We start from the raw sequence: 23,994 nt of genomic DNA, 5'->3' as shown, positions 1-23,994 counted from the left end.
ATATTCTGCCTTGGCCCACATTCCGCCACTGTTTGCAGGTTAGGGTGGTGGTGTTGAACAAAGCTGCTGCCATATCTATTTGCTATAGAAGTTTGGCAGATGCCTGCCCCAAACCGGCAGGCCATAGAAAAGACGGATAAAAGAATGCGTAAGATTGTAACCCTGGGCCTTGCAACCATTATGGCCGCCACCATTGGCACCGCCGCAAACGCTAGTGAACCGGGCGGCTGCCTGAAGTACGGCGCAGCCGGTGCCGTGGGTGGCCATGTGGCCAACCATCATGGTGTGCTGGGTGCGGCTGCCGGGTGTGCTGCGGGCATGTATCGCCGTCATGAATACCGTAAGGAAGCCCGCGCCAAAGCCGCGCTGTATGATAAGGAGCACCCCGGTTCCAAAGGCACCTATCAGCAAAAAGCCACGGCGTATGATGTAGAACATTCCACCACACCGGGCACCATGCAGCCCAACCAGCAGCAGCCTAATGCTGCCCCGCAGGGTGGTGAAGCCCAGCCAGAAGGTGCACAGCACCTGTAATACGCTGCACCTTATGCCCAACATCTGGGCTTAAAACGCAAAGCGGCCCCGCTGCCTACACCCCGGATATGGGGCAAGGCGGCGGGGCCGTTTTTATAGGTGGGGGCAGGGCTTAGGTGCGGTTGGGGTCTGCCTCATCTGTATCACCATTGTAAGGAGATACCAGTTGCGCGCGGGCTTCTCCCTTAGGGTAGGCGGCGGTGTGCAGGTTGAGGTACATTTTGCCATCATGCAGCGCTTTTTCCTGCTCTGCCGTTAAAATGGCGGTGCCAGAAAACGGGCTTTTAAACGGGCCTTTCAGGGTGATCATATGGTCTGCTTCCTGCCCCGGACCTGCCGGGCCATGAAAATGCGCCACCGTAACCGGGCCGCTTAGCCCATCCCACGTAATGGTGTAGCGCAGCTCATGCGTGGAAGGGAAAAATACCGCAACCACTTTGCCGGTTGGGTGGGATGTCGCGCTGTGCTCGGTTGTAAAATCACCGCCAAAGCGTTCGCTGCGTTCTGCATGGGCGGTAGAAACCAGCGCGCTTACAGCCGCCGGAGCCACCGTAACCGCAAGCGTGACCCCCAAAGCCACCTTGCGAAATACCTTTTTGCTGGCTGAAATCATACGAAAGCGCCCTTTCAAGCATAAAAACATTCATGCGATATGCCTATAACGACCCTTTGCGGCAGAGGTTCCTGCGCCAAAAGGTGGGTAAGGGCATGTATCTGCACCACATACTGCCATTATGGGGCTGGGCAGGCGAGTGTGTTAAGCCCGCTGCCTCTCACGCTCGCGTGATGGATAGGGGCCAAGCAGACCCCAGAACCGCCGCGCGGAAAGGTTAAAACACCTGCCGCAAACGCATGGTTTTGCCGCCGGAGGTTTGCAGCACAAGGTGTGTGCCATCTGTTGTCCAGCCGGTTACGCTGTTCAGCAGCGGGCGAAAGGTGTTGGCAATGTCGTTCTGTTTGCCGGGGCAGGCCATTAGCGTGCTAATGCCGCCCGCTGGCATAGCCTTTACGCTGCCCTTGGGCTCAAACACCAGCCCGCCCACATAGCGGTTGCAGCCATCGGAGCCAGAAATCTTGCCCGTATCGTTAATGTCCAGCGTGGGGGCAAACATGTCTGCCGCCGGGTTGGGGTTTTCATCCGTGGCGCTGTCATTTGTATCGGGCACAAAATTGCCGCCGCGCAGCCTGCGGCCATCCATGGCGGTAACCACCCAGCGCGTATTGTTCAGGCTGGTAGGGGGCACAAGGGCGCCACCGCATCCGTGCAGGGTTTTGGTGGCGGTGGTAAGGGTGACAGTATCTGTAAACACCTGCCCAGTCATGCTATCTGTGCAGGCAGATGCGGTTAGGGCGGCTTTTACGTCTGATGCCTCATAATACCGGGTGCCGTTTTCAGAATAAGCATGGCGGATCACGCGGGCCATGCGCGGGCCATCCGGTGTTTCAACAGAAAGCGCGCCATCTGCCAGTGTCATGTTCCAGAAGGGTTCGTTCCCGCGGGCTTCATACACACCTTTGGGGCCGGTGGCGGCCACAGGGGCTTCCTTACCAGCGGGTGTTGTGGTGGTGCGGGGTTCTGCACAGCCTGCCAGCACCGCGCCCGCAGCGCACAGCGCAAAAAGCCCGGAGCGGGAAAAAGGGGCGGAAAGGCGCATGGCCAAGTGTCCTTCTACTTCAGTTGCCTCTTGGCAGCACAGGCACGCCGGGCGATGGAAAATGCGTGCCTATCTGTGCCGCATAATGCCAGAACTGTTAAGGGGCGCATCCCCCCATTCTCGTTCCTCCAGACATTGGGGTGGGGCGTGGTTTGAGCGAGAAAGCACGCCATCCATTTCTACTTTTTACATGATATAAAATGAACAAATGAAATATAGAGGCAGATTTGCGCTTGGGGCAAAGGTATTGATAGTCCGCTTATCACTCTATGAATGATTCTTATCATCTAAATGATGATTTGTTTGTAGGCAGAATCATTTGACATTGAGATAAGACAATATATATCTAACAATAAATTTTTCCAAACAATTGGTTTTAAGAGTATCACAATGGCTAAAACAAGTACTATTCCCTCCTCAGGAGAAAACATACTTAACTTTGCGACTATAGATTCATCAGGAAAATTATCTAACATTCAAAATAGTGTATTGGTAACTTTTATTGATAGTACTCATTTTACTATTAATGGCGTGGAGTATAATTACAATTATACTTGGGGTAAGAAGGGTTCACAGCAAATAATATTGGGTGATACGAAGGGTGGATATTTTTTATTAACAGATTCAGATATTGATGTCTCTAAATATACATATGTAAATGATTCATACGGAAGTAATAATCATTGGCAAATAAATGGAACTGATGGGACGAGCACATCACTTGCGTTCCAGAACCGTGATTTTGATCCGTGCTTTCTTGCGGGAACGGAAATCTCTGTTCATGGATTAACGTGTAAGGTCGAAAATCTGGCTATTGGTGACCGGGTTGATGCGCTTGTAAACGGTAAAACGGAACAGAAAACGGTCTCATGGATTGGTAAATCCACCTGTGTTGTAAAGCCCTTTCTTTCCGCAGATCAGGCCGGATACCCGGTGCGCATCCTTAAGGACGCCATAGCAGATGGCGTGCCTTTCAAGGATATGCTTATCACCCCCGAACATTGCCTTTTTCTGGAAGGTTGCTTCGTTCCTGCACGGATGCTCGTGAACGGTCAGTCCATCTTCTACGATCAGTCTTTCACATCTTACGATTATTACCACGTTGAAACCGAAGATCATGCCATCATCACGGCAGATGGCGTTTTGACGGAGAGCTATCTTGATACCGGAAACCGGCATAGTTTCCGGCAGGAAGGCGATGTGCTTTCCATGATCCGCAGCCGCAATCTCACTTGGGATGATGCCGCAGCGCCTCTTAACGTTTCCCCCGCTTTTGTTGAGCCATTATTCCGAAAGTTCAGCGCACGCGCAGCAGAAAAGGGCTTTCCGCTTCAAGCAGAAGCCCCAACTCTAACCAACGAGAATGGCCTCTATCTGGCATCGGGCCGTGGGCATGTTATCTATCCGCTTCGCACGGAAAAAGATTACGCCCTATTCATGATTCCTGAAGGGATTGAAACGGTTCATATCAGATCGCACGCCAGCCGGCCGTGTGATGTTATCGGGCCATCGTCATCTGGGAGTTTTGGTCGGGAATATCCGGGTTTTAGATAGTAACACGGCGCGCACCATCACATCTCATTTGCAGGAAGAAGATCTGGCAGGATGGCATGGCGTAGAATCTTCCTCTATGCGCTGGACATCAGGAAACGCTTGCCTTCCCCTGGGCAATAGAGAGCCGGGAACCGTAGCACTTCTTGCTTTGCAGGTTCTGGCATCTGGCCCTTATCTTGTCCGAAATGCAGAGCCGGAAGAAACCGCTCTGCGGGCCTGATTAAACACCCCTGCTCCAAATTTTGGGGCAGGGGTATTATAAAGTATGACTATACACCAATCTTTGGTTTCCCTTGCGCTTGAGCCTTGGGTGTCTATTCCCTCCTTACAGATCAAACAGGCAGCGTGCCCCATAACGCCTAAGGGCTGGTGTGCACACGCCCTGGTTGCACGCGTGTGCACGGTATGGGAGAGGGGAGAGGACGTTACCAAAGGATACCTCATGCCCCAGCCCAGCGGATATGACCCCGAAGAAACTGCCGAAATTGGCACAGATGCCGGTTATGTTTATGTGCTGACAAACCCGGTGATGCCGGATTTAATAAAAATAGGCATTGCGCGGGATGTGGCTGCCCGCATGCGTTCTTTGTATCAATCTGGCGTGCCGTGGGCCACTCTATTGGAAGTATCAGGGTAAAACCTTGCAGGAATGGCGCACAGAGCGCGAAGATGCAGAATAGAAAAGCATGAAAATACAGGGCTACAACTTTTTTTGCGATATGCCGGAGGATACGCGCTACCTGCGCCGCGCCCAGCCGGATGAGCGGTTTATTGAAGAAAACATGATCTTCATTCTGCCAGACCGGCTGCGCAAGTTTCGGCGCAATTTATGGCATGTGCGGCGCAACCCCGGGCCGGTGCATATTTATGTGCCCCTGTTCAGGGTGGAAACATTGTTGGAGAGTGATCCTCTGCCGCCAGAATATGGCCCCCCGCAGGATGTGTTTCCATTTTACACCCACACCACCCGCAGGCGCGGCCGCGCGCTGGATTACTATGTGCTGTTTATTTTTAGGGATAAGGAATCCTACGTGCGGTGCAATGCCGCCTTGCCCGTGCCCTAGCGGCGCAGGGGGCAGCCCCATGCAGCATGTGCAGCGTTAAGTGAAACAACAGGAGTTTTAGGCATGGCCCAGCAGCGTTTTTTAAAAGTGCATTTTGCGCGGGTGGGGCTTTTTGCCGCTTGTGGTGTTCTGGCATTACTTATGTGCAGCACCGTGCAGGCTGCCAGCAAAACGCCGGAGGCAGATACAACATTACTGGATACGCTGCATGATAAAGGCCCCGTTGGCCCCGCACAGGCAGGTATTACCCAAATAGACCGTAAAAGCGGGGTTATTGAGCACTGGGGCTGGCAGTGCAATTTTAACAGCGCCACTAACAGGCCGTTTTTGTGCGGCGTGCAGCAGAACTTTCAGGTGAACGATGTTCAGCACCACATTGTCAGCACCATTGGCAGCATGCAAATTGCGCGTGCCGTGCCCCCCAACAGCACAGCGCGGCTTTCTGATGCACCATACAAAATTATCGTGCGGGTGCCGCTTGGCCTTTCGCTCAGCAAACATTCCTTTCTGGGGGTGGATAACGCGCCGCCCGTGCCGTTGGAATGGCAATATTGCGATAATAAAGGCTGCCTGGGGTTGGCCACCTTTACGCTGGAACTGATGGATGCCCTGCGCCGTGGCAAAGTGGGCCATCTGATGCTGTCTAAGCGTGATGCAGGCGTGCTGACCATAAACTTCCCGCTTGGCGGGTTGGCCCCTGCGCTGGATACGGCAGATGGCTGGGCCGGTAAGGATGGCGGGGTGTCTCCTTAACGCCACAGTTGCAACTGCAATCTGTTCTCATGCGCAAATTTTAGAGAGCAGCCATCCCCCATTTTTCCCGCACAGCGAAGGGCCAGAACAGGCCCTTCCGAGCCGATGCGGCGGCCCTGCCACAGCAGATTTTCAGCCCCTGTTTGGCACTGTGTTGCGGGCGGCATTTGTTGCTACGGCGTGTCGTCAGTTAAGCAGGATGATGATTGAGGCGAACTGCACGGCTGCGAGGAAGGTCGATTTCAGTTTATCGTAGCGGGTTGCGATAGCGCGAAACTGCTTGAGTTTATTGAAGAACCTCTCAACAAGGTTCCGTTCGCGGTAGAGAGAAAAATCGGTTTTCCGTCGTGTCGTTCTGTTGCGTTTTGGCGGGATGACCGGGGTAATCCCGCGCTGTATCAGCCGATCGATCAACCTGTCCGCGTCATACGCCTTGTCAGCAAGGAAAGCATCCGGTTCGATGTTTTCCAGAAGTGGTTCTGCCTGGGTGATATCGGCATCCTGTCCCGGTGTGATGCCGAGTTCCACTGGATTGCCCAGAGCGTCGCAGATGGCATGGATCTTTGTAGTTAGCCCGCCTCGTGATCGTCCGATGGCCTGATCCGTGCCCCTTTTTTGAGAGCTCCGGCACTATGCTGATGCGCTCGGACAATTGTGCTGTCGATCATCATGTATTCGTTGTCGTAATCAGCGGCCAGATAACGAAATATCCGCGTCGATGACGCCGCTTTCACACCAGCGGCGCAGACGCCGGTGCACGTTTTTCCAGTCACCGAAACGGGCAGGAAGGTCGCGCCATGGAATACCCGCGCGATAGCGATACAGCACCGCCTCCACGAACAGACGGTTGTTCACCGCAGTGCCGCCGACATAGCCTTCTCGACCAGGAAGAAGATCCTTTATCCGCTCCCACTGGTCATCGCGTAAACTATAGCGCCGCATCTGTCTGTCTCCCCAAAAAAACGGGAAAACAGTCAGCACACGCAGACACAAAGTACAACCCTCACGTGCCACTCTCAGGGCTTAACTGACGACACGCCGTAAATCCCCTGAATTTTAAAAGATAGTTTATAACACATCGGCCTATTTTTGGTGGGCTAATGCGTGTGTGCATGCGCCTGGTGTGCGCGGCATAAAACGCATATTTAGCGCCCCGGAAATGACCCGCTAAACCCACTATATAACGGCAGAAAACCGCAGAAATCTGACCATCATTTGGTCTTGCAAATGATTCGCAATGTTGGTAACTGCCCACACCTCAGATCAGCAAGAACCACGGGGTAAAAACGGGTATGCACCGCAACAAGGTTATTTTTTGTGCGCTTCCCCTTACATTTTTCATAAGCGGTAAGGTTCTTGCAGCAACCCGGACACCCACATCCGGGCAGTCTCAACAGGTTGGGGCAACGGCAGCAAAACAGGGTAAGGCCACCAATAAGGGGCCAGCATCCGCCGTGCATGTTGAAGAGGTGGAAGTGCGCGCACGCAGGGCGTCCACCATGGCGTCTTCCGCCACCAAATCCAACACACCGCTGATTGAAACAGCGCAGTCTGTAACAGTGATTACGCGGGATGAAATGGATGTGCGCGGCGAGCTCAGCCTTAATCAGGCCATCCGATACGCAGCGGGCATTACGTCTGATTTGCGCGGCGGTGGCGTGGGCACGCGGTATGATCAGTTCATGCTGCGCGGCTTTACTGTGCCCACCTTTTTGGATGGGCTGAAGGTGCAGGATAGCCCCACCGGTTACGCCACACCGCAAACAGATACATCCCGCCTAGATAGGGTGGAAGTGCTCAAAGGCCCGGCCTCTGCCCTGTATGGGCAATCCAGCCCCGGCGGGCTTGTAGCCCTTTCCAGCAAACTGCCGATAGACAAACAGTTTTACGGAGATATTACCACCACAGGCGGCAGTTTTGATCTGTACCGAGTGGATGCAGATGTAGGCGGTTACGCCACCAAGGATGGTTCCGTACAGTATCGGCTGTATGGCACGGTTAATGGCCAGCACAGCCAGCTTGCACGCACGGGCAGCCGCCGTTTTTCCATAAGCCCCGCTTTTACCTTTGGCGCCAAAGGCCCCACCACGCTTACCCTGCTGGGCAATTATCAGTACGACCCCGAAAACGGCACCTATGGCGGCGTGCCGCTTGTAGGCTCCCTCAAACGTGCCTCATACGGTTACCTGCCGCGCAACTTTTATGATGGTGACGTGCCTTTTGAAAAGTTCAACCGCAGGCAGGGCGGTATCACCTATATTCTGAACCACAAGTTTAATGATGACTGGAGCTTTAGCACCCGCGGCCGGTATGATGATGTAAAAACCATATACCGCAGCGTGTATGATAACGGTTATTACGATTCAGACCCCACAATGCTCAGCCGTTCTGCCTTTGGCACCAACGAGCACACGCATAATCTGGCGTTTGATAGCCAGTTTAAAGGCCATGTGCGCACCGGCCCTGTCACGCATGATATGATGTTCGGGTTTGATTACATGCAGCAGAGCGCCACAGAAGCGGGCTATTATGCTTCTGCCCCCTCTCTGAACGTGCTGCACCCCAATTACCACATGACCATGCCAGACATGGGCAGCCCGTACATGAACTACCGCACGGATTCACACCAGATTGGCATGTATGCGCAGGATAAACTGCGCTGGAAAAACCTGATTGTAACAGGCAGCTTGCGGAATGACTGGTACCGTTCCCACCAGATAGAATCTGTAAGCCATTCCAGCAGCAATGAAAGCCCGCGCCAGATTACATGGCGTGCCTCTGGCCTGTATCACTTTGATTTCGGGCTTGCGCCTTACATCAGCTATTCCACATCCTTCCAGCCGCAGTCTGGCATTGTGTCTAACAATGGCGGGCAGAGCTTCCGGCAGGCTGATCCCTCCTTGGGCAAACAGCTTGAAGGCGGCGTGAAGTATCAGTTCCCCGGCACATCTGTGTTGCTTACGGCCGCGGGCTTCCATATTGAACAATCCAACGTGCTGGTGGCTGTGGGGAATCTGGGCTACAATACGCAAAGTGGCAAGGTGCATTCAGATGGTTTTGAATTTGAAGCCCACGCCCAGCCGTATAAAAACCTGATGATTACCGCTGCCGTAAGCGTGCAGAAGGTAAAGGATGATTCCACCGGCAAGCCGCTTATGCAGTCTGGCAAGGGCAATGCCTCTCTGTTTGCATATTACACCATGCCCAAAGGTGTGATGAAGGGTTTTGGATTTGGCGGCGGCCTGCGTTATTCCGCCCCAAGCTATGGGGGGCAGGCCTCCTACGGCAGCGTGCATGTGCCGCAATATACGGTGTTTGATGGCTCCATTGGGTATGATCTGTCTAACCTTTCTCCCTCCCTGCGGGGGTGGAGCGTAGCGGCCAGCGTGCGCAACCTGTTTGATAAAAAGTATATCGGCAACTGCATGGCCTATGCCTCTTACGGGCAGGAATGGTGCTATTATGGAGAGCGCCGCAATGCCCAAGGCAGCATTGGCTTTAAGTGGTAAGCCATCTGTTTTGTAAAACAGGCTAAAGTGCCAGATACATTTAAAAACCCCGCCCACCGTAACCAGTGGGCGGGGTTTTTTGTTACCGTGTGCGTGGGGCCTTGCCCGGTTGCGCCGCTTTTACAGGTGGCAGCGCATTGGGGACAGGAAACACCATTTGCGCCAGGCGGTTTTCATCCGCCGGCAGGGGTGTGTGCCCCGGCTCTGTGCCGTTTTCTCGCAGCAAAAACGCAATCACATCTATGTTGTCCTGCGGGGGCAGGGTGCCCGGTGCCATCAGCGGCATGGCGTGGGTAATGTAAGCATACAACTTGTTGAGCGATGTATTGGCCCAGCGCGCCACAAACAGCCCGCGCAATGGCGGCATATCATGCGCACCTTCCAGCCCAGCGCCGTGGCACATGGCGCAGGTACCTGCGTAAATTTGTGCCCCGTGGTCTGCCTGTTCTGCCGTAAAACTTGGGGCGGCAGGGGCAGGCGGGGCCGCAGGGGCATGGCGTGGGGCAGCCAGTGCAACATGTACTGTGGCCACAAGCCCGGTTGCAGCCAACAGGGCGGTGCAAAACCCTTTGGCCTTTTGGGCATGTTTTGCAAAAATAGGGTGCTGTGCCATGCCGTTATCCTCTGCGTGGCCGAAAGCGGGAGAACAGATCTTCAAACACGGCCACAGCCTGTTCGGCCTCCGCACGGTTGGGTTGTTCCATACTGTTGCCCACGCCTTCCAGTTCCCCCAGGCCGGAAAGGTTGACGCCCTGCACCATCAGCCCATCGGATTTAGAAAGCATGGCCGCACCCTTATAGCGCACGCCATAATTGGCAGCGGGTTGCGGCGGCAGCCACGCCGTTTGCCCGCGCACGGGAATAAGAGATTTATCGCCCCATAGATCCCGCGCCGCATAGCCGGTGCAGTTAAACACCACACGTTCGGGCAGGTCTGCCACCTCGGAGAGGCTATGGAACTCCCGTATCTCAATACGTCCGCCTGCCTGATAGAAGTCAGACAACAGGGCGTGGCCGAACGCGCCAAAGTTGTAAATCATAATGGGCTTGCGCCGTGCATACGCCACAGGGAAGGGATTATCCGCCCCGGCCAGAAGCTCGGCTGCGGGAATAATATCCTTTATCCTGTCACCATATTTGGCAAATTCGGCCTCGCTTTGCGGCACGCCGGTAGAGGCATAGGAGCCTTTGCTAATGTCGGGCGCAGGCTCGGTATGGTCGGCCTCATCCGGCGGAGTGTCAGAGAGAATGTAATTGTCTCTAAAATCCACCGGGTTGCCGGGCAGGCCCAGATATTCCCGGTAGGTTTGCCAAGAATACCGCGCCATGCGCTCCCATCTGGCGGCAAAATCTGGCGTGGCGGCGGTTATCAGCGCAATGCGTGAATCCGGTGTCCAACTGCCATTGGCCCGAACAGAGCGCGTATGCGGCAGCATATCCCGCGCATAAATGGTTACGTTCATGCCCGCGCGCTGGGCGGTTATGGCGGTTGTTAGGCCAATAATGCCGCAGCCAATAACGGCCACGCGTTTTTCCATCAGCGGGGCGGCGCGTTCTACCGCCATAGCGGCAGACCCCCAGGAAAGAGACCACCCGCTGCCGCCGTGCCCATAATTGTGCACCACAATTTTATCTGCCACCGGCTCTATTTCCAGCCGCGGGCCAGTGGGGCGGAAGGGGCGCAGGCACACCTTAATGTCTATTATCTGGTCTGCATGCACGCGGGCGGGCGTTAGGGCGGGTACGGTGCCGGGCGGCGCGGTGCGGCCCATGGCCTGTGCGGCCTCTGGCACGCTGGCCCAGCTTTTGCGCCCGGCGGCCAATGCACCGGCAGCCAGAGAAGCGGCAAAAAGGTTTCTGCGTTTCAAAAGGGGCTTCCTCTATACGGTTTCTGTTTTGTTGCGCAGCGGTGGCGAGGGGGCAACATAGCAGGGCGGGGGTGTTTCCAAAACCCACATATCAGCCGGTGCGGCTGCGCTCTGCCGCCAGTTCGGCCAGTGTTTGGGGGTCATCATGTGCAATGTCATCCGCCAGCGCGTGCATGGTGGCGGCGCAATCCAGCACCGTTAGCGGGCCGGTGGTGAAGTAAAGCTGCGCCACAAGCGGGGTAATCTGCCCGGCGCAGTTTTGCAAAACTGTCACAATCTGGTGCACGGTGGCGGTATCCTGCGCAAGCTGGCGGGCCATATAGGCACGTGTGCCGGGCAAGGGCGGCCAATCCTGCGTGTTGGGCAAAGGTTGCTTGCGCGGGGCGGAAGGCGCTGGCGGTGTGGGCATAATCGGCTTTCGTGCAAGGTGGGGTTTCTTGCACGGTTAGGCAGGACTATGGGGACGGGAAAGATGTACCCCACCCAACCGTAACCGTTGTGCTGCGTAACCCCCAAAAAAGTTGCGGCATGGGCGCAACAAATTTGGCATCCTACCTTTGGGCAGAAATAGCAGGTTGCAACACATAAACAGGCCCAAGGATGCGCGCGCTATGAAGATACAAAATGTTTTCCTGCTGGGGGTGGCTAGCCTGCTGTGCAGTGTGCAGGCACGTGCTGCGGCCAAGTGTCCGGGTGAGACAACGCCGGAAATTTCGGCCTGTCTGGCCGATGGTGTGGCACAGGCGCAAAAGGAGATGGAGCACTACATTGCGGCGGCGGAGGGGCGTATGCGTGAATCGGCAAATCCAGAACACGCTTTGGCGGATTTTCATACAGCGCAGCAGCATTGGAAGCAGTATAAGGATGCAGAATGCAACGCAGTCTATGAGGCGTGGTCAGATGGTACAATCCGCTCCAGCATGGCGCAAACATGTATGCTGCGCCTGACCCGTAACCGCACTATGGATATCTGGCAGACGTGGCTGACATACCCCGATAGCACGCCCCCCACATTGCCCAAGCCGGTTTTTACAAACAAGTGGTGGTAAGGCGGCTGCGCTTTAGCGCCTGTTTCTGTTTCTGCGGGCGCGAATGCGTGCGTGGCTCTGCCGAACTTCCTGAATAACGGCATACCGCATCATGCTTTTTTCATAATTTTTGCGCAAAAGAAAAGTACCTATTGCCATAGCCCCAATAGCGGCAACAGTTAGATACATTGAAACAATCAGTGAAAACTGGGCGAAGGAAACCTGATGCTGCACAAATGCCCCCGGCAGCAACAGGGTGAGGTGGAATAGGGGAGATGCCACGCTTTTGAGCAGATAAGCGCACAATAAGCCTTCCATCACAAAAGTGGCATACAGAAAGCGGCGCAGATGCAGGGGCATTTTTCGCCATTCTTCCGATGGCGTGTTGTGGAATGTTAGGAGAGACTTCATGCGCTGAAACATAGCCCAATGCCTTTTGCTAAAGCGTGTTGCACTCACTTTTGCATATCATATGCCAATTAAGGCAAGAGCATGGCCATGTTGTTGGTAAAGCTCTGCACGGTTTGTAAATATTTTCAGATAAAATAGCAGGATAAGATATGGGAAAAATTTAAATGCAATAAAGCCAGCGTAAAGGGCCAGTACATTTTTGCACTGGCCCAAATAACGCTTTAAAACGCCGGAATATATCAGTAATTTTGGTAGATCAGGCCGTTTTGGCTGCGGTGTTCTGCATGGTGTCTGTCAGCAGGTAAGGCCCGGCCGCGCGGATTTTAACAGACAGCATGCAAATAGCCCCCTGCGTATGCTGTGTGGGCAGGGGCAGCGCGGCGTTGCCGTTTGTCCAGGCAAGGTCTGCCTGTTCTCCTGCAAACCAGCCTTCGGGCTTTTGGGCTTGCAAATGGGCCGTTACAGCCTGCTGCGTTGCGGCAGACAGCAGGGTGATATCCCCCACAGCCACGCCAAGGGTGCGCCTATCATCCACAAACGGGCCAATTGCATCTGCCGGGCGGCTGACGCGGGAGACAATGCGCACCGCCTGCGTATTGGTGGGTAGGATGAAGTTATACGTGCCGTTTTTGCAGTTTGCGGGCCAGATGGTGGCGCCATTTTCTGTTACCAAACGCAGTTCTGGGGCATGTGTGGTGTGCGGTGCAACGCATGCGCCCTGCGGTGTGCGGGCTTCAATCTGGCGGAATACAGGTTACACACTGGCCCAGCAGTTGCAGCGCCCATCCATCCGCCGGGTGTTTAACCGCATAACAGGCAGTGTGTTTGTGGGCTTTGGGGCCGTGCTGTTGCGTGGGCGCGCATAGGGCCACGGTAGGGCTGCCATTCGCTGCGTATATTGTGCCAAGCCGCCCAGTTGATTACGATACGCAATAACACAGCACCACAGCCCTCGTTGCGCGGGCAAGATGAGGATACCGCCGCCACATGTCTCAGCCTAAAAAGGGATGGCCCAAAAGCTGGCCTCTGGCCGTGCTGTGCTGCTGCGTTATTCTTGCGCTTTCTATTGCCGCATTTAGCGTGGGCGTGGCGTTGGTGCTGGAAAACAGCGTGGCGGGGCCGCTATGGCTGTTTATTTCCGCTATTACCTATTACATCGCCGATCAATCCATAGAATGGAAGAACAGGCCCGGCGGCGGAAACTAAAACCCCCGCACGTTGGGCAACATGCGGGGGCAAAGGAGGCGTTAGCCGTTGGCGGCTACTGGCAGCGTAAATTCTGCCGGTGTGGCCAGATAAGGACCAGCCTGTAGCACTTCCACCGTTAGCAGCGCGGGGCCGCGTGCCGTGGTGGTGCCCAGTGGCAGAAGGGCGTTGCCATCTGTCCACCGTGTTGTGGGTTGGGGCATATCCTGCCAGCCATTTGCACCATCTGCTTCTGCCAGATGCGCCGTTATCTCTGTGGCGGTGCCAGCAGAAAGCACCGTTACGCGGCCTGCCAGCACACCCAGCACGCGGCGTTTATCAACAAACGGGCCTTCTACATCACACGGGCGCGCAGCGCGGGAAACAAGGCGCACGCTTTCCATCCCAGCCGGCAGCATAAAGGAGATATTGCGCCCCATAGCCCGCAAAGGCCGGATAACCGTGCCCGCTGCCGTAACAAGGTGCAGCCCGTGGTTGTGGGTCATGTCTGGCTTGGCAGAAGCTGCCATATGGCCTGCAACTTCTGGCGCACGCGCGGCCAGCACACGCCACATGGGTTCTACCACATGGCGGGCGGTGCCCAGCGGCACGGCGGCGTGTTCTGCCCAGTTTTTGGCCTTGGCCCCAATGGTCACAACATTGCCATCAGATACAAAATTGCGGCGGTTGCCTGTATCCAAGTAGCTTTCCGTCAGCATCCCGTTGGCCATGATAATGCTGTGTTCGGCTGTTTCTACATGGTAATAGGCGTATTCTGTTACGGCGCGATCAAAAAAGATGCTGCTGCCATTTACCAACATACGCGCAGGCACCAAATAGCCATTGGCAAAAATGCCATGTTCCGCCGTAACCAGCAGATCCTGATACGGCACACCCGGCGCAATGGCATCGGCCAGAATGCGCACGGGGTAGCCTGCCATATCATCGGGCAGGGCGGGGTTTACCGTGGCCTGCGCCATGCCAGCCCACACCACCGGGCGCACATGGGTTACGCCGTTTACAAACGTTAACACCTCATCACCCCGGCGGATGTCTTCCACCGCCACCACACCCTTGGGCGTGGCAATCATGCTGCCTGCCAAAAAGCAGATCACGCCCTGAGCGTTATCAATGGTGGTGGTTTGGGTGTCACTTCCCGTTGGCGCGGTGGTGAAGGAGCTATCATACGTAACAGCCTTGGCCTGAATAGGCGTGCCCGATGTGGTGTCCAACTTTACGTTGTTGGCAGAAAGCGTGGCGGTGGTTACTTCCGTGCTTTCCACGCCCAGCCTGTCACCGTTTTTCAGGTTTTCTATGGTCACCTTGTTGGCGGCATACTGCTGGTTGGGCAGCACAAGCGTGTTGTTGCCAGAACCAAACACAACGGTGGAGCCATCTGATGGCCACGAGTTTGTGCCCAGCGTGGCGGTTGCGCCATCATTCAGCGTAAGCGTGCCGGTAAGGGAGGTATTCTCTGTAAAAGTAGAACCAGTGACAGTAATGAGGCCAGACATGTTGGTAGAATTGCCCGCTGTGCTGACAACAGACCCACCCGTAATATTGAGCGCACCCTGACCACCGCTGCCGTTAATATTCCCCATAACGATATTGGAGTTATCAATATTAAGGGTGCCACCCGGCTGCGAGGAAAAGTTAAGGGTTGGGTTGGTCCAATCCTGCGTCACACCTTCAAACGTGGCAGTGCCGCCGCTGTTTATCTGCAAGCCGCTGCTCAGTTGCAGCGTGCGGCTCACGTTAACGTTTCCGCCGTAAGCGTTTGAAAGGCCAGATTGCTGCTGCCGCTGGCAATATTAAGCGTGCCTTGCACATCTAATACAACGGAGTTGCCCGGCCCCAAAGTGGTAACATCTGCCGGAATGGTAATGGTGCCACCTGTTTGGGCATCTGGCACATGCGTTGCGGGCTGGCCGTCGTATTCCCAATTGCTGGCATCTGTCCACACCCCACCTGTGGCGGGGCCAACCCACGTGTATGATGAACCGGAGGTCCAGTCGGGTGTTGTCATAATTCTGTATCGTCCTGCATAAACACAGTAAAGCAATCAAACAAACACACCAGTACTTGGTATTTTTGTTCGCTTTAAGGTATTGTTAGGGCGCTATTAACGCATTTGATAAGGACGTGTTTACGCAGATGGAAACAGGACCGCAAGGGTCTTGTTAACGAAAAAGTGAGTTTTTAACCAACCCTTAATAGGGGTGTTGCAGAAAAGTCGCAGTGCCTATACGCAGTGCGCATACCATACAACGTGGCCCAGTATCTGCACCCGGCTGGCGGGCAGGGTGCAGGCAGAAAACCTTTTGTTTTCGCAGCTTATCTGCACCAAGGGGCGGGCTTGGGGGTCAAACGTGCGTTCTGCCCAGCGGCACACCACGTTTTCCCCATCAAACAGCACAAAAAGCCCCGGTTCTGCCAGGGTAATGCGCCGTGTATCCATCAGCACCGTATCGCCATCACGCAGCAAAGGCTCCATGGCTTGGCCCTCTACGGTAAGGGCGCGCAAATCTTCGGCGCGGGCGTTCAGGCGCTGGGTTATCAGGCTTTCTTCAAAATATTTGGGGCGGCCCAGCAACTGCGCTTCATCATACCGGCCAGAGGCCGTGCCGCGCTGTGCCAGAAAAGGCACCATAACATAGCCCGGCGGCACGGGCACCGGCGGCGCAGAAGGGAGGGGGGGTGCCATACGTGTTGACTGTGCAGAAGAATGCAGCATACGCCCGCGCGTTGGGGCCGTGGCAGGTGTGAACGGCGGCGGCAGATAAGGCGTGCGGCGTTCACGCAGCATCAGCCCCGGCTGGGCATGGTCTACGCCGGGAAAAAGCAGATCCCGCGCGGTGCAGCCCAACACTGCGGCAATGCATTCCAGTTTTTCCCCACCCGGATTACGAGACTTCCCCTTAAGAATATCGCGCACATAGGTATCGCCCACCCCCGCCTTACGGGCCAGTGCTTTTTGGGAAAGCCCAAGCAGGGCCATCCGGCGTTCCAGTTCATCTGCCACAGGTGATCTTGTCATTGCCTGCGCACTATTCCATGCCGGGGGGCGTGGGTGCAAAAGGGGATATATCACAATTTTTGGGTTGACGCTGCGGGAGTGGTCACCATAGCGTCCGGGGCAGGCCATGTTTTGGTGGTGTAAATGGCCAGCCACCCAGCAACCACGGATACCCCATTATGCCTGTTTCTGGTTCCATTGTGTTTGATATTTTACCAAATACCATTTCAAACAATAATGTTTTGCAATTTCCCAACCTGTTTCGTGCACCCAAAAGGGGTGGGGTTATGCCCCCCGGTGCCACAGCGCTGCATCAGGGTGTGCAAAAGGGGGCACCCCGGCCCTTAAGGGGCAGAAAGGGACGGGTGAGAATGTTTCTAACCCGTTAAAATGGTGTGATACATCACAACACTGTGCCGAATCCACACCGGCGCTGGTGCTGCCTGCGCAGGGCGGGGTAAGTGCTCTGGCCTGCCAGCAGGCGCAGCGGCCCGGCACATCGGCCCAAGTGGTGGCCAACATGGTGGGGCTACGGCGCAAGGGCTATTCCTTCCGGCGGATCGGGCGGGAAGTGGGCCGGTGTATGGAGGGCGTGCGGCAGGTGCTCATGCGGTATGAAGATGCCCTAAAAGCCCAAGCCCCCGCCCATGCGCCCCAGCCCAAAGGCTATGCCGAACTGGTAAGAGACCCCGAACCCCTGCCCGCAGGCCACCCCATTGCCATGCGCGGGTTATGGAAAGGGCTGGAACACTGGCAGCCCATGCAAGCACACACCACCCCCACCACATGGCAGCAGGATGAAGCCGCCCTAGCCCAAGCCCTGCTGTGGAACGGAGGCGCTGCCTGATGCCCCGTTCAGCTTCCTCCCCAACATCTGCAACGCCAGCCGCCACCCCCGCCAGCACGCGGCGCAGATGGTCTAAATTCTGGTGGCAAGACCATGAGCGAGATCCGGCTTTGCGGTTGTGCAGCTTGGCGGCGCAGGGCTTGTGGATGCGCCTGCTGTGCCTGATGCACGAGGCCGAGCCTTACGGCCATTTATGTGTGAACGGCAAACCCCTGCACCCGCGCCAGATTGCCCAAATGGTGGGTGTAAGCCCGCAGCAGGTGCGGCGCTATATGGCAGAGCTGCAAGATGCTGGCGTGTATGCCACCACGGCGGAGGGCGTGCCGTATTCGCGCCGTTTGGTAAGAGACCGCGCCGCATCCGATGCCGGGGCCGCACCGGTGGCAACCCGCAGCTTAAGGCCGATACGCCATTACCGGAGGCAGGGCAGGGGATAACGTCTCCACCACGTGCTGCGGTTATACTCCAAGAAGCAGAGGCAGAAACAGAGGCAGAAGCAGAACATCCCCTCACAAAGTTCGGGCCGGACACGGATGCGCGCACGCATCTGTTTAAATCTGGTCTGGATTTTTTAAAAAAGGCCACCGGCAGGCCAGAGCGTTCCGCCCGTGCCATTCTGGGCCGCTGGCTGAAGCTGACGGGTGATGATGCCGCCGTGGTGCTGAACGTGCTGGCCGAATGCGCCCGCTTTAACCCCGCCGAACCCGTGGCGTGGATAGATGCCACCCTGCGCACCCAGTTGCAGCTACGCCCTGCGCATGGCCGCGTGGGAAGGCGTGCCGGATATGGAGGGCGTGTAAGTGCCACACCCACACAACGCCCCAGCGCACCACACTACGGCGCAACGGGCACAAATACACCTTGGCGGTGCGCAAGGCGGCCCGGCCCAAAACGGTACAGAACCGCAAGTGCGGGCATATCATGGTGCCCGCGTGGCGCAGGCGGAGGGTGCGGGGGCCATAACGCACACACCCCACACACGCCACGGCGGAGGCTACACGCCCGCGCCGCCAGATATGCAGGCGCTGTTTGCTGCAAAGCGTGAAGGTGTGGCGTTAACTGCGCAAGATATGCCGCCGGATGTAGAAGCCCAAGCGCAGGCGTGTTGGCAGCGCGTGCAACTGGCCATGCAGCCCGTAAGCCAGCCCGTTGTGGCGGCGTGGCTGAAAAAGCTGGGGCAGCTTGTTTCCAACCCACCGGGGGCGGCAGATGCCGCAGCGCAGTGCCGCGCTATTTATGAAGTGTGCGCAGATATTCCCGCCGGGGCGTGGTGCCCGCAGGCGCGTCTGGCATGGGCGCGGCAGCCTGCCCGCAATGGCTACCCGGTGGGCGCGCGTTGGCCTGCTCCGGCGGAGTTGCGTGCTGTAATCCTGCCTTTTGCCAACATCATCTGGCGCGATGCCCACGGCTGCAAGGCCCTGCTGGGGCTGCACACGCGTACGCCATAACCCACGCACATTTTGCAAACATCCTTAAAAACACGGAACACACATGAAAACACAGGCCGCAGCCTTAGCCCAAACATCTGCCCCCGCTGGCCTTGTGGCGCAGGCCGCCCTTAACAGGCCACGCCGCACGGTGCAGGGGTTGTTACAGGCAGGGGATATTACGCAAGACGCCGCCGATGCCGCAGAGCAATGGTGCCACAACTATGTGTTTGGCTATTTTGATTATCTGGAACACACCAACCCCGCCCCACAGGGGCAAACCGTGCGGCATGATGCCGTATCCTGGCAAATGGCGCGGGCAAAGGCTATGGCGCGCATTACGGCGGTGCGTGATGCGCTGGGCCTGTGCGCGCACCAGCGTTTGCGCATGATGTTGGTGGATGAACTTTCCTTCCGCGCAATGGGGGAGGCGTTGTTTCCCACTATTTCCAGTAGTTCTGCACAGCGCAAGATTGCGGCGCAATGTGCGTTGGTGTTGGAGCAGCTTGCCGCGCTGGAGGTAACGTTCCGCCGTGCGGAGCAAGCCAAAAAGGCCAGCAAGCACAAAAACGCAGGCACAGAAAAGAAAGGCGCACAGCCCTAACCCGTAGAACCCGTAGCAGCATGCCTACGCAAAAAGGGGCCGATGCACACGCACCGGCCCCTTTTTTGCAAAGCGTATGAACGTAACGCGTGGTTTTTACGCCAGAGCAGCTTCTGCCTGTGCAGCGTGTGCGGCCACAGTGTAAGTGCCTGTTGCCAAAACCTGCACGTGCACCTGGCAAAGCCCCTGCAATGTCGCGGGCAGCGGCAGCTTGGCATGGCTGTTTGTCCACCGCACCTGCCCAGATGCTTCTGCGGCGTGCCAGCCTTCTAGCGCATTGGTGTTGAGATGTGCCGTTACAGGCTGGTGCGTGCCTGCGGATGTCAGGCTGATCTGCCCAACAGCCACGCCCAACGTGCGCCGATCATCTACAAACGGGCCTTCTGCATCGCACGGGCGGAATGTGCGGGATACCAGAAAGACGTTTTGTGCAGCCTGTGCGGGCAGCATAAAGGTGTAGATGCCGTTTTCATGCCGCAGCGGGTGCACAGCATGGCCCTGCGCGGTAACCAGATGCAGGTTTGGCTGTGCGCAAACTGTGGCTGGCTGTGCGGGGGTGTTCGCATAAAGCGTGCTGCCACGTTCTGCCAGAGTATGAAACAGCGGTTCTACAAATGCGCGGCTGGTTTCTAGTTTGGCGGCGGCATCCTGCGCCCAGCTTTTTACTGTGCCGCCAATGCGTGCCACAGGGCCAGCTTGCGTAAAGCTGCCACGGTTGCCCGTATCCAGATAGCTTTCTGTTAGCATACCATTGGCCATAATAACGGCGTGGCCTTCGGTTTCGATATGGTAGTAATCGTACCCTGCAAAGCTTGTGTCGTACACAATGGATGTGCCGTTTACCAGCATACGTGCAGGCACAAACCGGCCTTGCAAATACAGGCAATGTTCTGGCGTAATCAGCAAATCTGCTGCGGGCACACCATCGGCAATGGCGTTGGCGCGCACGCGCACGGGGTAGCCTGCAAGATCATCCGCGGCAGATGGGTTGGTGCGGGCGTGTGCCTTGCCTGCCCATGTAATGCGGCGCGCAACAGGCTGGCCATCTGCTGCAAATGCAAGAACTTCCTGCCCCACAACAAGGTTTTCTACAGCCACATCACCTTTGGGTGTGCGGATCATGCTGCCGGGCAAAAAGCAAACCAGAACGCCCGTTGTGCCGGTGCTGTTTTGCGCCGTGGCGCTAAGGTACAGGTTGCCGCCATCTGTTGTTTGGTAAAGGCTGTTGGCGGCGGGGGTGTAATCTCCGTTCACAACAACGGTAATGCCGGTGTTGGTGGTAATGGTTGTATCCGAGCCATCGTAAGTGGCGTTTGTAACGTAGCCCGCACCGGGAACTTCGATAGTTGCTCCGGCGTTACCAAAACCATCGATATTGGTGAAGGTTAGAATTTCTACGCCGCTTGCGGGTGTGACCACCAGCGTGCCACCACCGCTGCCAAATGTAATACCTGCACCGCTGAGCGCGGAAATTTCGGATTGCTGCACAACGCCCAAATTAAGCGTGCCGCCGTTTTCTATATTGTATGTTGTGCCGGTAAGGGCGGTAATAATATTGGCACCGGTAAGGGAAATGGTGCCGCCATCTGCTGTAAAGGTAGAACCCGTAAGCAGGCCCAGCACGGTAGAGCCAACATCAACAGTAACGTTTGCGCCATCTTCTGCCGTAACGCTGTAGGGGTTAATGGCACCAATAATTGTAGGTGCAAAATCAAGCGTGGCTGTAACATTGCTCCCTTCAAAAGTAGCGCCAGCTCCGCCAAGAGATACAAGGCCCAGAACCCAACCCACTGGGTAAAGTGTATAGCTGCCGCTGGTGGTAACAGTGTTGCCATAACCATAAAGACTGGACATCGGCGTATTCCTAAATGATGTACTGGAAATAAAGAATATTTCTGATTCTTGTAATGTATAATATGGGCAAACGCTGATGAAGCGTTACGGATAATTATTTTCAAAAATAGTAATGTTGTAGAAAAAACGTTTAAATATAAACAACATTTACAAAATTAAAATTAATACATAATTTGAATGAAACTGTTTTTACGCTACATTGTTTCTATATGGCGCCGGCGATGTTATAAGAATTTTCAAGAAAGTTCCGAGCTTTTTTGAAAAAAAAGGAAACTTTATCAAATTTCACATCAGCAAATTATCTGCACGCGGAGAAGGTTATGATTATAGGGTATGTGAGTGCAGATTGCCCTTTTGCCAGCAGGGATGCACAAAAAAGGCTTCTGCAGGAATCAGGATGTTATGTTATAACTACTGGTTCTTTTTCAAAGTCAGGATCAGCTTTTTTGCAGTTTATTGCACGGCAAAAGGCGGGCGCGCACATTGCTGTCGCGCAAATGGATTGCATTGTAAGCAGTTGGAGGCATTTGCGTGATATTGTTATGCAGGTTCAAAATAGAAACTGCACGCTGGTTTCTTTAAAGGAACCATGGATCAATACGTCTGCTGGGCGTGGCACACTTATGCTGGAGGTTGGAGGAACTTGAAAAACGCTTTATTCACCAACGCATGTCTTCTGGTCGGCACAAGGCAATGTCTGCCGGGTGCCGCATGGGCCGCCCCAGTAAATTAACACAGCAGCAGTTTGAAGCCGTGGCAGAGGCGCGTGCTAAAGGGCGTACACTGCGTGAAATTGCTCAGGAATATAATGTAAGTATTAGTATGTTTTCGAGGTTATTGAAAAAAGTTCCTCGTAAATCATAAAATATTCGTTCAGGAGCATGACTCTGTCTCTTTTTATAGAGTCATCATCCTGAACGAATGGTTTGCAAAACCCTTTAAATTACTTGTGGGCTTTGCGGGGGCCGTGGAAATCGTGCTTCAGATACGGAATGCTATCCAGAATCTGAACAGACAAAAGCCCCATCTTGTTTTTGCTGCGCTCTGATATCATGGGCAGGTGGGCGTGGCCGTCTGTCCAGCGGCCGGGTTCACCATCATGCTCATGCCAGCCGCAGAGGTCTTTCTCCATATGTGAAGAAATTTTGCGGGGCTTTCTGTTTTCCTGAAGGGTAATTTCCCCCACACGTATGCCCAAGCGCCGTTTATCTTGCACATAAGGTGCTATAACATCTACCGGCCTGCTTGCGCGGGAGGAAAGATGCACCTCATGCACGTTGGGCGGCAGCATAAACATGGCCAGATTGTTTTGCTCGCGCATTTTGCGGATAAGCTTGCCGGTATCTGTAATCAGGCTAAGATCATGCTCATGCGTAATTTCGGGCGGGTTAAACAAGGCGTGGCTAAGGCCGCGGCTTTTTGCCCGTGCCAGCAGGCGGTGGTACAGGGCGGCCACAACCTCGCGCTCTGTTACCACGGGGGCATCTGTGCGGGTGTGCCAGTGTGTATCATTGGGGCAGGGGGGTAGCGCGCTGGCCACCAGCAGGCCTTCTGCCACAATAATGGCGGGGCCATCTGTTTCTAGCGGGTAGGCCGTGTAGCGCTCGAAGTTATGATCGTACAAAATGGAAAGCCGGTTGACCAGCAGGGCTGCGGGCACAAACTTGTTTTCAAAAAACAGGCATTGGTCTGGTGTTAGCAGCACATCTTGCGTGGGCAGGCCATCTGCAATGGCATCTTGCAACACCCGTATGGGGTATCCGGCCTCATCCTCTGGCAGGCCGGGCAGCACGCAAATATGCTGGGGCATAACCTTGGTGACGGAGGCAGGCATTTCTGCCATTTCCGGGTCATACGTTACCAGCATATGGCCGGGGTTCAGGCTTTGAACAGGCTGCGGCTCAGACTGGGTATGGATGTTGGTGTTGTGAAGAACACCCGGCACAGAGATATCTGGATGGCGTGCAGAGGCACCCTCAGGAAGGTTCTGACCGGATTTGTCGTGAATGTCATGCACAACCGCATGGCGGGGAAGCGCTGTCATTTCTTCCTTCTGACTTACACCACGGAAAACATTTCCGTATCTGTGCTTCAACATAAAATGTTCCTTGATCCTGATAGAACAAGGCGCATCCAGAAATTTTTTTCCCAAAACCTGAGGGGTGAGTTCTAAATGCCAAATGAGTAGCAATTGCATCCATCAGGCCTTGTATGTGTCTTACTGTACCAGCCACAAAAAATTTGCCAAGCGATAAAAGCAAATAAACTGGGGTGAGGCTTACGGCGTGTCGTCAGTTAAGCCCTGAGAGTGGCACGTGAGGGTTGTACTTTGTGTCTGCGTGTGCTGACTGTTTTCCCGTTTTTTTGGGGAGACAGACAGATGCGGCGCTATAGTTTACGCGATGACCAGTGGGAGCGGATAAAGGATCTTCTTCCTGGTCGAGAAGGCTATGTCGGCGGCACTGCGGTGAACAACCGTCTGTTCGTGGAGGCGGTGCTGTATCGCTATCGCGCCGGTATTCCATGGCGCGACCTTCCTGCCCGTTTCGGTGACTGGAAAAACGTGCACCGGCGTCTGCGCCGCTGGTGTGAAAGCGGCGTCATCGAACGGATATTTCGTTATCTGGCCGCTGATTACGACAACGAATACATGATGATCGACGCGGATTTCTTCTGTGATGGGGT

25 protein-coding genes and 5 pseudogenes are annotated in these 23,994 nt (G+C 55.3%); 17 read left to right on the top strand and 13 right to left on the bottom strand.

What is annotated here, in order from left to right:
- Positions 1-99 precede the first annotated feature (99 nt).
- Positions 100-534 (top strand): hypothetical protein, encoded by a 435-nt coding sequence (locus tag A4S02_RS09585; protein ID WP_019089939.1) that lies wholly within the window; start codon positions 100-102, stop codon positions 532-534.
- A 112-nt stretch (positions 535-646) separates the two neighbouring features.
- Here A4S02_RS09585 and A4S02_RS09580 read toward each other — a convergent pair whose 3' ends face one another.
- Together A4S02_RS09580 and A4S02_RS09570 are read right to left on the bottom strand one after the other, a co-directional pair.
- Positions 647-1,147, bottom strand: coding sequence for a CHRD domain-containing protein (locus tag A4S02_RS09580; RefSeq protein WP_070324238.1), 501 nt, complete (start codon positions 1,145-1,147; stop codon positions 647-649).
- 217 nt (positions 1,148-1,364) lie between these two features.
- Positions 1,365-2,189 carry an META domain-containing protein gene (locus A4S02_RS09570; RefSeq protein WP_019089936.1) on the bottom strand — a complete coding sequence of 275 codons (825 nt, stop codon included), beginning with the start codon at positions 2,187-2,189 and terminating at the stop codon, positions 1,365-1,367.
- A gap of 390 nt (positions 2,190-2,579) precedes the next feature.
- On the opposite strand from A4S02_RS09570, the gene A4S02_RS09565 reads away from it, so the two are divergent.
- From A4S02_RS09565 to A4S02_RS09550, 5 genes are all read left to right on the top strand, one after another.
- Positions 2,580-3,743 carry a Hint domain-containing protein gene (locus tag A4S02_RS09565; protein ID WP_228142356.1) on the top strand — a complete coding sequence of 388 codons (1,164 nt, stop codon included), beginning with the start codon at positions 2,580-2,582 and terminating at the stop codon, positions 3,741-3,743.
- On the top strand, positions 3,715-3,963 hold the full coding sequence (locus A4S02_RS16170) for a hypothetical protein (protein ID WP_228142355.1): 249 nt from the start codon (positions 3,715-3,717) through the stop codon (positions 3,961-3,963). Before A4S02_RS09565 ends, A4S02_RS16170 begins: the two co-directional genes overlap by 29 nt.
- Positions 3,964-4,008: 45 nt before the next feature.
- Positions 4,009-4,380 (top strand): GIY-YIG nuclease family protein, encoded by a 372-nt coding sequence (locus tag A4S02_RS16165; protein WP_228142354.1) that lies wholly within the window; start codon positions 4,009-4,011, stop codon positions 4,378-4,380.
- 49 nt (positions 4,381-4,429) lie between these two features.
- A complete protein-coding gene (locus A4S02_RS09555; protein WP_006117042.1) occupies positions 4,430-4,807 on the top strand; it encodes a hypothetical protein in 378 nt (125 codons plus the stop codon).
- A gap of 63 nt (positions 4,808-4,870) precedes the next feature.
- Positions 4,871-5,560, top strand: a complete 690-nt coding sequence (locus A4S02_RS09550) for an invasion associated locus B family protein (RefSeq protein ID WP_070323622.1) — start codon at positions 4,871-4,873, stop codon at positions 5,558-5,560.
- A 186-nt stretch (positions 5,561-5,746) separates the two neighbouring features.
- Here A4S02_RS09550 and A4S02_RS15185 read toward each other — a convergent pair.
- Positions 5,747-6,502, bottom strand: a pseudogene (locus tag A4S02_RS15185) (IS5 family transposase).
- A gap of 350 nt (positions 6,503-6,852) precedes the next feature.
- Between A4S02_RS15185 and A4S02_RS09535 the strand changes: the two are divergent.
- Positions 6,853-9,069, top strand: coding sequence for a TonB-dependent siderophore receptor (locus tag A4S02_RS09535; protein WP_070323621.1), 2,217 nt, complete (start codon positions 6,853-6,855; stop codon positions 9,067-9,069).
- Positions 9,070-9,151: 82 nt separating this feature from the next.
- Here A4S02_RS09535 and A4S02_RS09530 read toward each other — a convergent pair whose 3' ends face one another.
- From A4S02_RS09530 to A4S02_RS09520, 3 genes are all read right to left on the bottom strand, one after another.
- Positions 9,152-9,682, bottom strand: a complete 531-nt coding sequence (locus A4S02_RS09530) for a c-type cytochrome (protein ID WP_070323620.1) — start codon at positions 9,680-9,682, stop codon at positions 9,152-9,154.
- A 4-nt stretch (positions 9,683-9,686) separates the two neighbouring features.
- Positions 9,687-10,937, bottom strand: coding sequence for an FAD-dependent oxidoreductase (locus tag A4S02_RS09525; RefSeq protein ID WP_070323619.1), 1,251 nt, complete (start codon positions 10,935-10,937; stop codon positions 9,687-9,689).
- A gap of 91 nt (positions 10,938-11,028) precedes the next feature.
- Positions 11,029-11,346 carry a hypothetical protein gene (locus tag A4S02_RS09520; protein ID WP_070323618.1) on the bottom strand — a complete coding sequence of 106 codons (318 nt, stop codon included), beginning with the start codon at positions 11,344-11,346 and terminating at the stop codon, positions 11,029-11,031.
- Positions 11,347-11,548: 202 nt separating this feature from the next.
- Between A4S02_RS09520 and A4S02_RS09515 the strand changes: the two genes are divergently transcribed.
- Positions 11,549-11,986: a lysozyme inhibitor LprI family protein gene (locus A4S02_RS09515; protein WP_070323617.1), complete on the top strand. Its 438-nt coding sequence runs from the start codon at positions 11,549-11,551 to the stop codon at positions 11,984-11,986.
- 12 nt (positions 11,987-11,998) lie between these two features.
- Here A4S02_RS09515 and A4S02_RS09510 read toward each other — a convergent pair whose 3' ends face one another.
- Both A4S02_RS09510 and A4S02_RS09505 read right to left on the bottom strand, forming a co-directional pair.
- On the bottom strand, positions 11,999-12,388 hold the full coding sequence (locus A4S02_RS09510; protein ID WP_070323616.1) for a hypothetical protein: 390 nt from the start codon (positions 12,386-12,388) through the stop codon (positions 11,999-12,001).
- Positions 12,389-12,632: 244 nt separating this feature from the next.
- A pseudogene (locus tag A4S02_RS09505) lies at positions 12,633-13,127 on the bottom strand (Hint domain-containing protein); the annotation flags it as partial.
- Between the two features lies 1 nt (position 13,128).
- Between A4S02_RS09505 and A4S02_RS16365 the strand changes: the two are divergent.
- Positions 13,129-13,242 (top strand): annotated as a pseudogene (locus tag A4S02_RS16365) (LysE family translocator); the annotation flags it as partial.
- Positions 13,243-13,363: 121 nt separating this feature from the next.
- Positions 13,364-13,582, top strand: a complete 219-nt coding sequence (locus A4S02_RS09500; protein WP_019089924.1) for a hypothetical protein — start codon at positions 13,364-13,366, stop codon at positions 13,580-13,582.
- Between the two features lie 41 nt (positions 13,583-13,623).
- On the opposite strand, the gene A4S02_RS09495 is transcribed toward A4S02_RS09500, so the two are convergent.
- From A4S02_RS09495 to A4S02_RS09490, 3 genes are all read right to left on the bottom strand, one after another.
- Positions 13,624-15,315 carry a Hint domain-containing protein gene (locus A4S02_RS09495; RefSeq protein ID WP_228142351.1) on the bottom strand — a complete coding sequence of 564 codons (1,692 nt, stop codon included), beginning with the start codon at positions 15,313-15,315 and terminating at the stop codon, positions 13,624-13,626.
- A complete protein-coding gene (locus tag A4S02_RS16155; RefSeq protein WP_070324424.1) occupies positions 15,312-15,587 on the bottom strand; it encodes a hypothetical protein in 276 nt (91 codons plus the stop codon). The genes A4S02_RS09495 and A4S02_RS16155 overlap by 4 nt, the downstream gene beginning before the upstream one ends.
- A 216-nt stretch (positions 15,588-15,803) precedes the next feature.
- Complete coding sequence (locus tag A4S02_RS09490; protein WP_070323615.1) at positions 15,804-16,598, bottom strand: LexA family transcriptional regulator; 795 nt, start codon at positions 16,596-16,598, stop codon at positions 15,804-15,806.
- A 415-nt stretch (positions 16,599-17,013) separates the two neighbouring features.
- Between A4S02_RS09490 and A4S02_RS16150 the strand changes: the two genes are divergently transcribed.
- The 4 genes and pseudogenes from A4S02_RS16150 (at position 17,014) to A4S02_RS09470 (ending at position 19,455) form a co-directional block, all read left to right on the top strand.
- Positions 17,014-17,424: a hypothetical protein gene (locus A4S02_RS16150; RefSeq protein WP_228142350.1), complete on the top strand. Its 411-nt coding sequence runs from the start codon at positions 17,014-17,016 to the stop codon at positions 17,422-17,424.
- Positions 17,424-18,224, top strand: a pseudogene (locus tag A4S02_RS16360) (winged helix-turn-helix domain-containing protein). The gene A4S02_RS16150 and the pseudogene A4S02_RS16360 overlap by 1 nt, the downstream one beginning before the upstream one ends.
- Positions 18,225-18,872 (top strand): hypothetical protein, encoded by a 648-nt coding sequence (locus A4S02_RS09475; RefSeq protein ID WP_228142348.1) that lies wholly within the window; start codon positions 18,225-18,227, stop codon positions 18,870-18,872.
- A 43-nt stretch (positions 18,873-18,915) separates the two neighbouring features.
- Positions 18,916-19,455, top strand: a complete 540-nt coding sequence (locus A4S02_RS09470) for a hypothetical protein (protein WP_070323614.1) — start codon at positions 18,916-18,918, stop codon at positions 19,453-19,455.
- A 96-nt stretch (positions 19,456-19,551) separates the two neighbouring features.
- On the opposite strand, the gene A4S02_RS09465 is transcribed toward A4S02_RS09470, so the two are convergent.
- Positions 19,552-21,309 (bottom strand): Hint domain-containing protein, encoded by a 1,758-nt coding sequence (locus A4S02_RS09465; RefSeq protein ID WP_070323613.1) that lies wholly within the window; start codon positions 21,307-21,309, stop codon positions 19,552-19,554.
- A gap of 257 nt (positions 21,310-21,566) precedes the next feature.
- Between A4S02_RS09465 and A4S02_RS16140 the strand changes: the two genes are divergently transcribed.
- Together A4S02_RS16140 and A4S02_RS16135 are read left to right on the top strand one after the other, a co-directional pair.
- Complete coding sequence (locus A4S02_RS16140) at positions 21,567-21,956, top strand: recombinase family protein (RefSeq protein WP_228142347.1); 390 nt, start codon at positions 21,567-21,569, stop codon at positions 21,954-21,956.
- 64 nt (positions 21,957-22,020) lie between these two features.
- The gene (locus A4S02_RS16135; protein ID WP_228142346.1) at positions 22,021-22,173 is read left to right on the top strand and encodes a helix-turn-helix domain-containing protein; all 153 of its coding nucleotides are present in this window, start codon (positions 22,021-22,023) and stop codon (positions 22,171-22,173) included.
- 79 nt (positions 22,174-22,252) lie between these two features.
- Here A4S02_RS16135 and A4S02_RS09455 read toward each other — a convergent pair whose 3' ends face one another.
- Positions 22,253-23,353 (bottom strand): Hint domain-containing protein, encoded by a 1,101-nt coding sequence (locus tag A4S02_RS09455; protein ID WP_228142345.1) that lies wholly within the window; start codon positions 23,351-23,353, stop codon positions 22,253-22,255.
- 336 nt (positions 23,354-23,689) lie between these two features.
- On the opposite strand from A4S02_RS09455, the pseudogene A4S02_RS09450 reads away from it, so the two are divergent.
- Positions 23,690-23,974 (top strand): annotated as a pseudogene (locus A4S02_RS09450) (transposase); the annotation flags it as partial.
- Positions 23,975-23,994: the final 20 nt, after the last annotated feature.

Source organism: Acetobacter ascendens, from assembly GCF_001766235.1.
In the GTDB taxonomy this organism is placed as follows: domain Bacteria; phylum Pseudomonadota; class Alphaproteobacteria; order Acetobacterales; family Acetobacteraceae; genus Acetobacter; species Acetobacter ascendens.
Note: the sequence above shows the minus strand (reverse complement) of the source record. Positions and strands in the feature narration are given on the sequence as shown.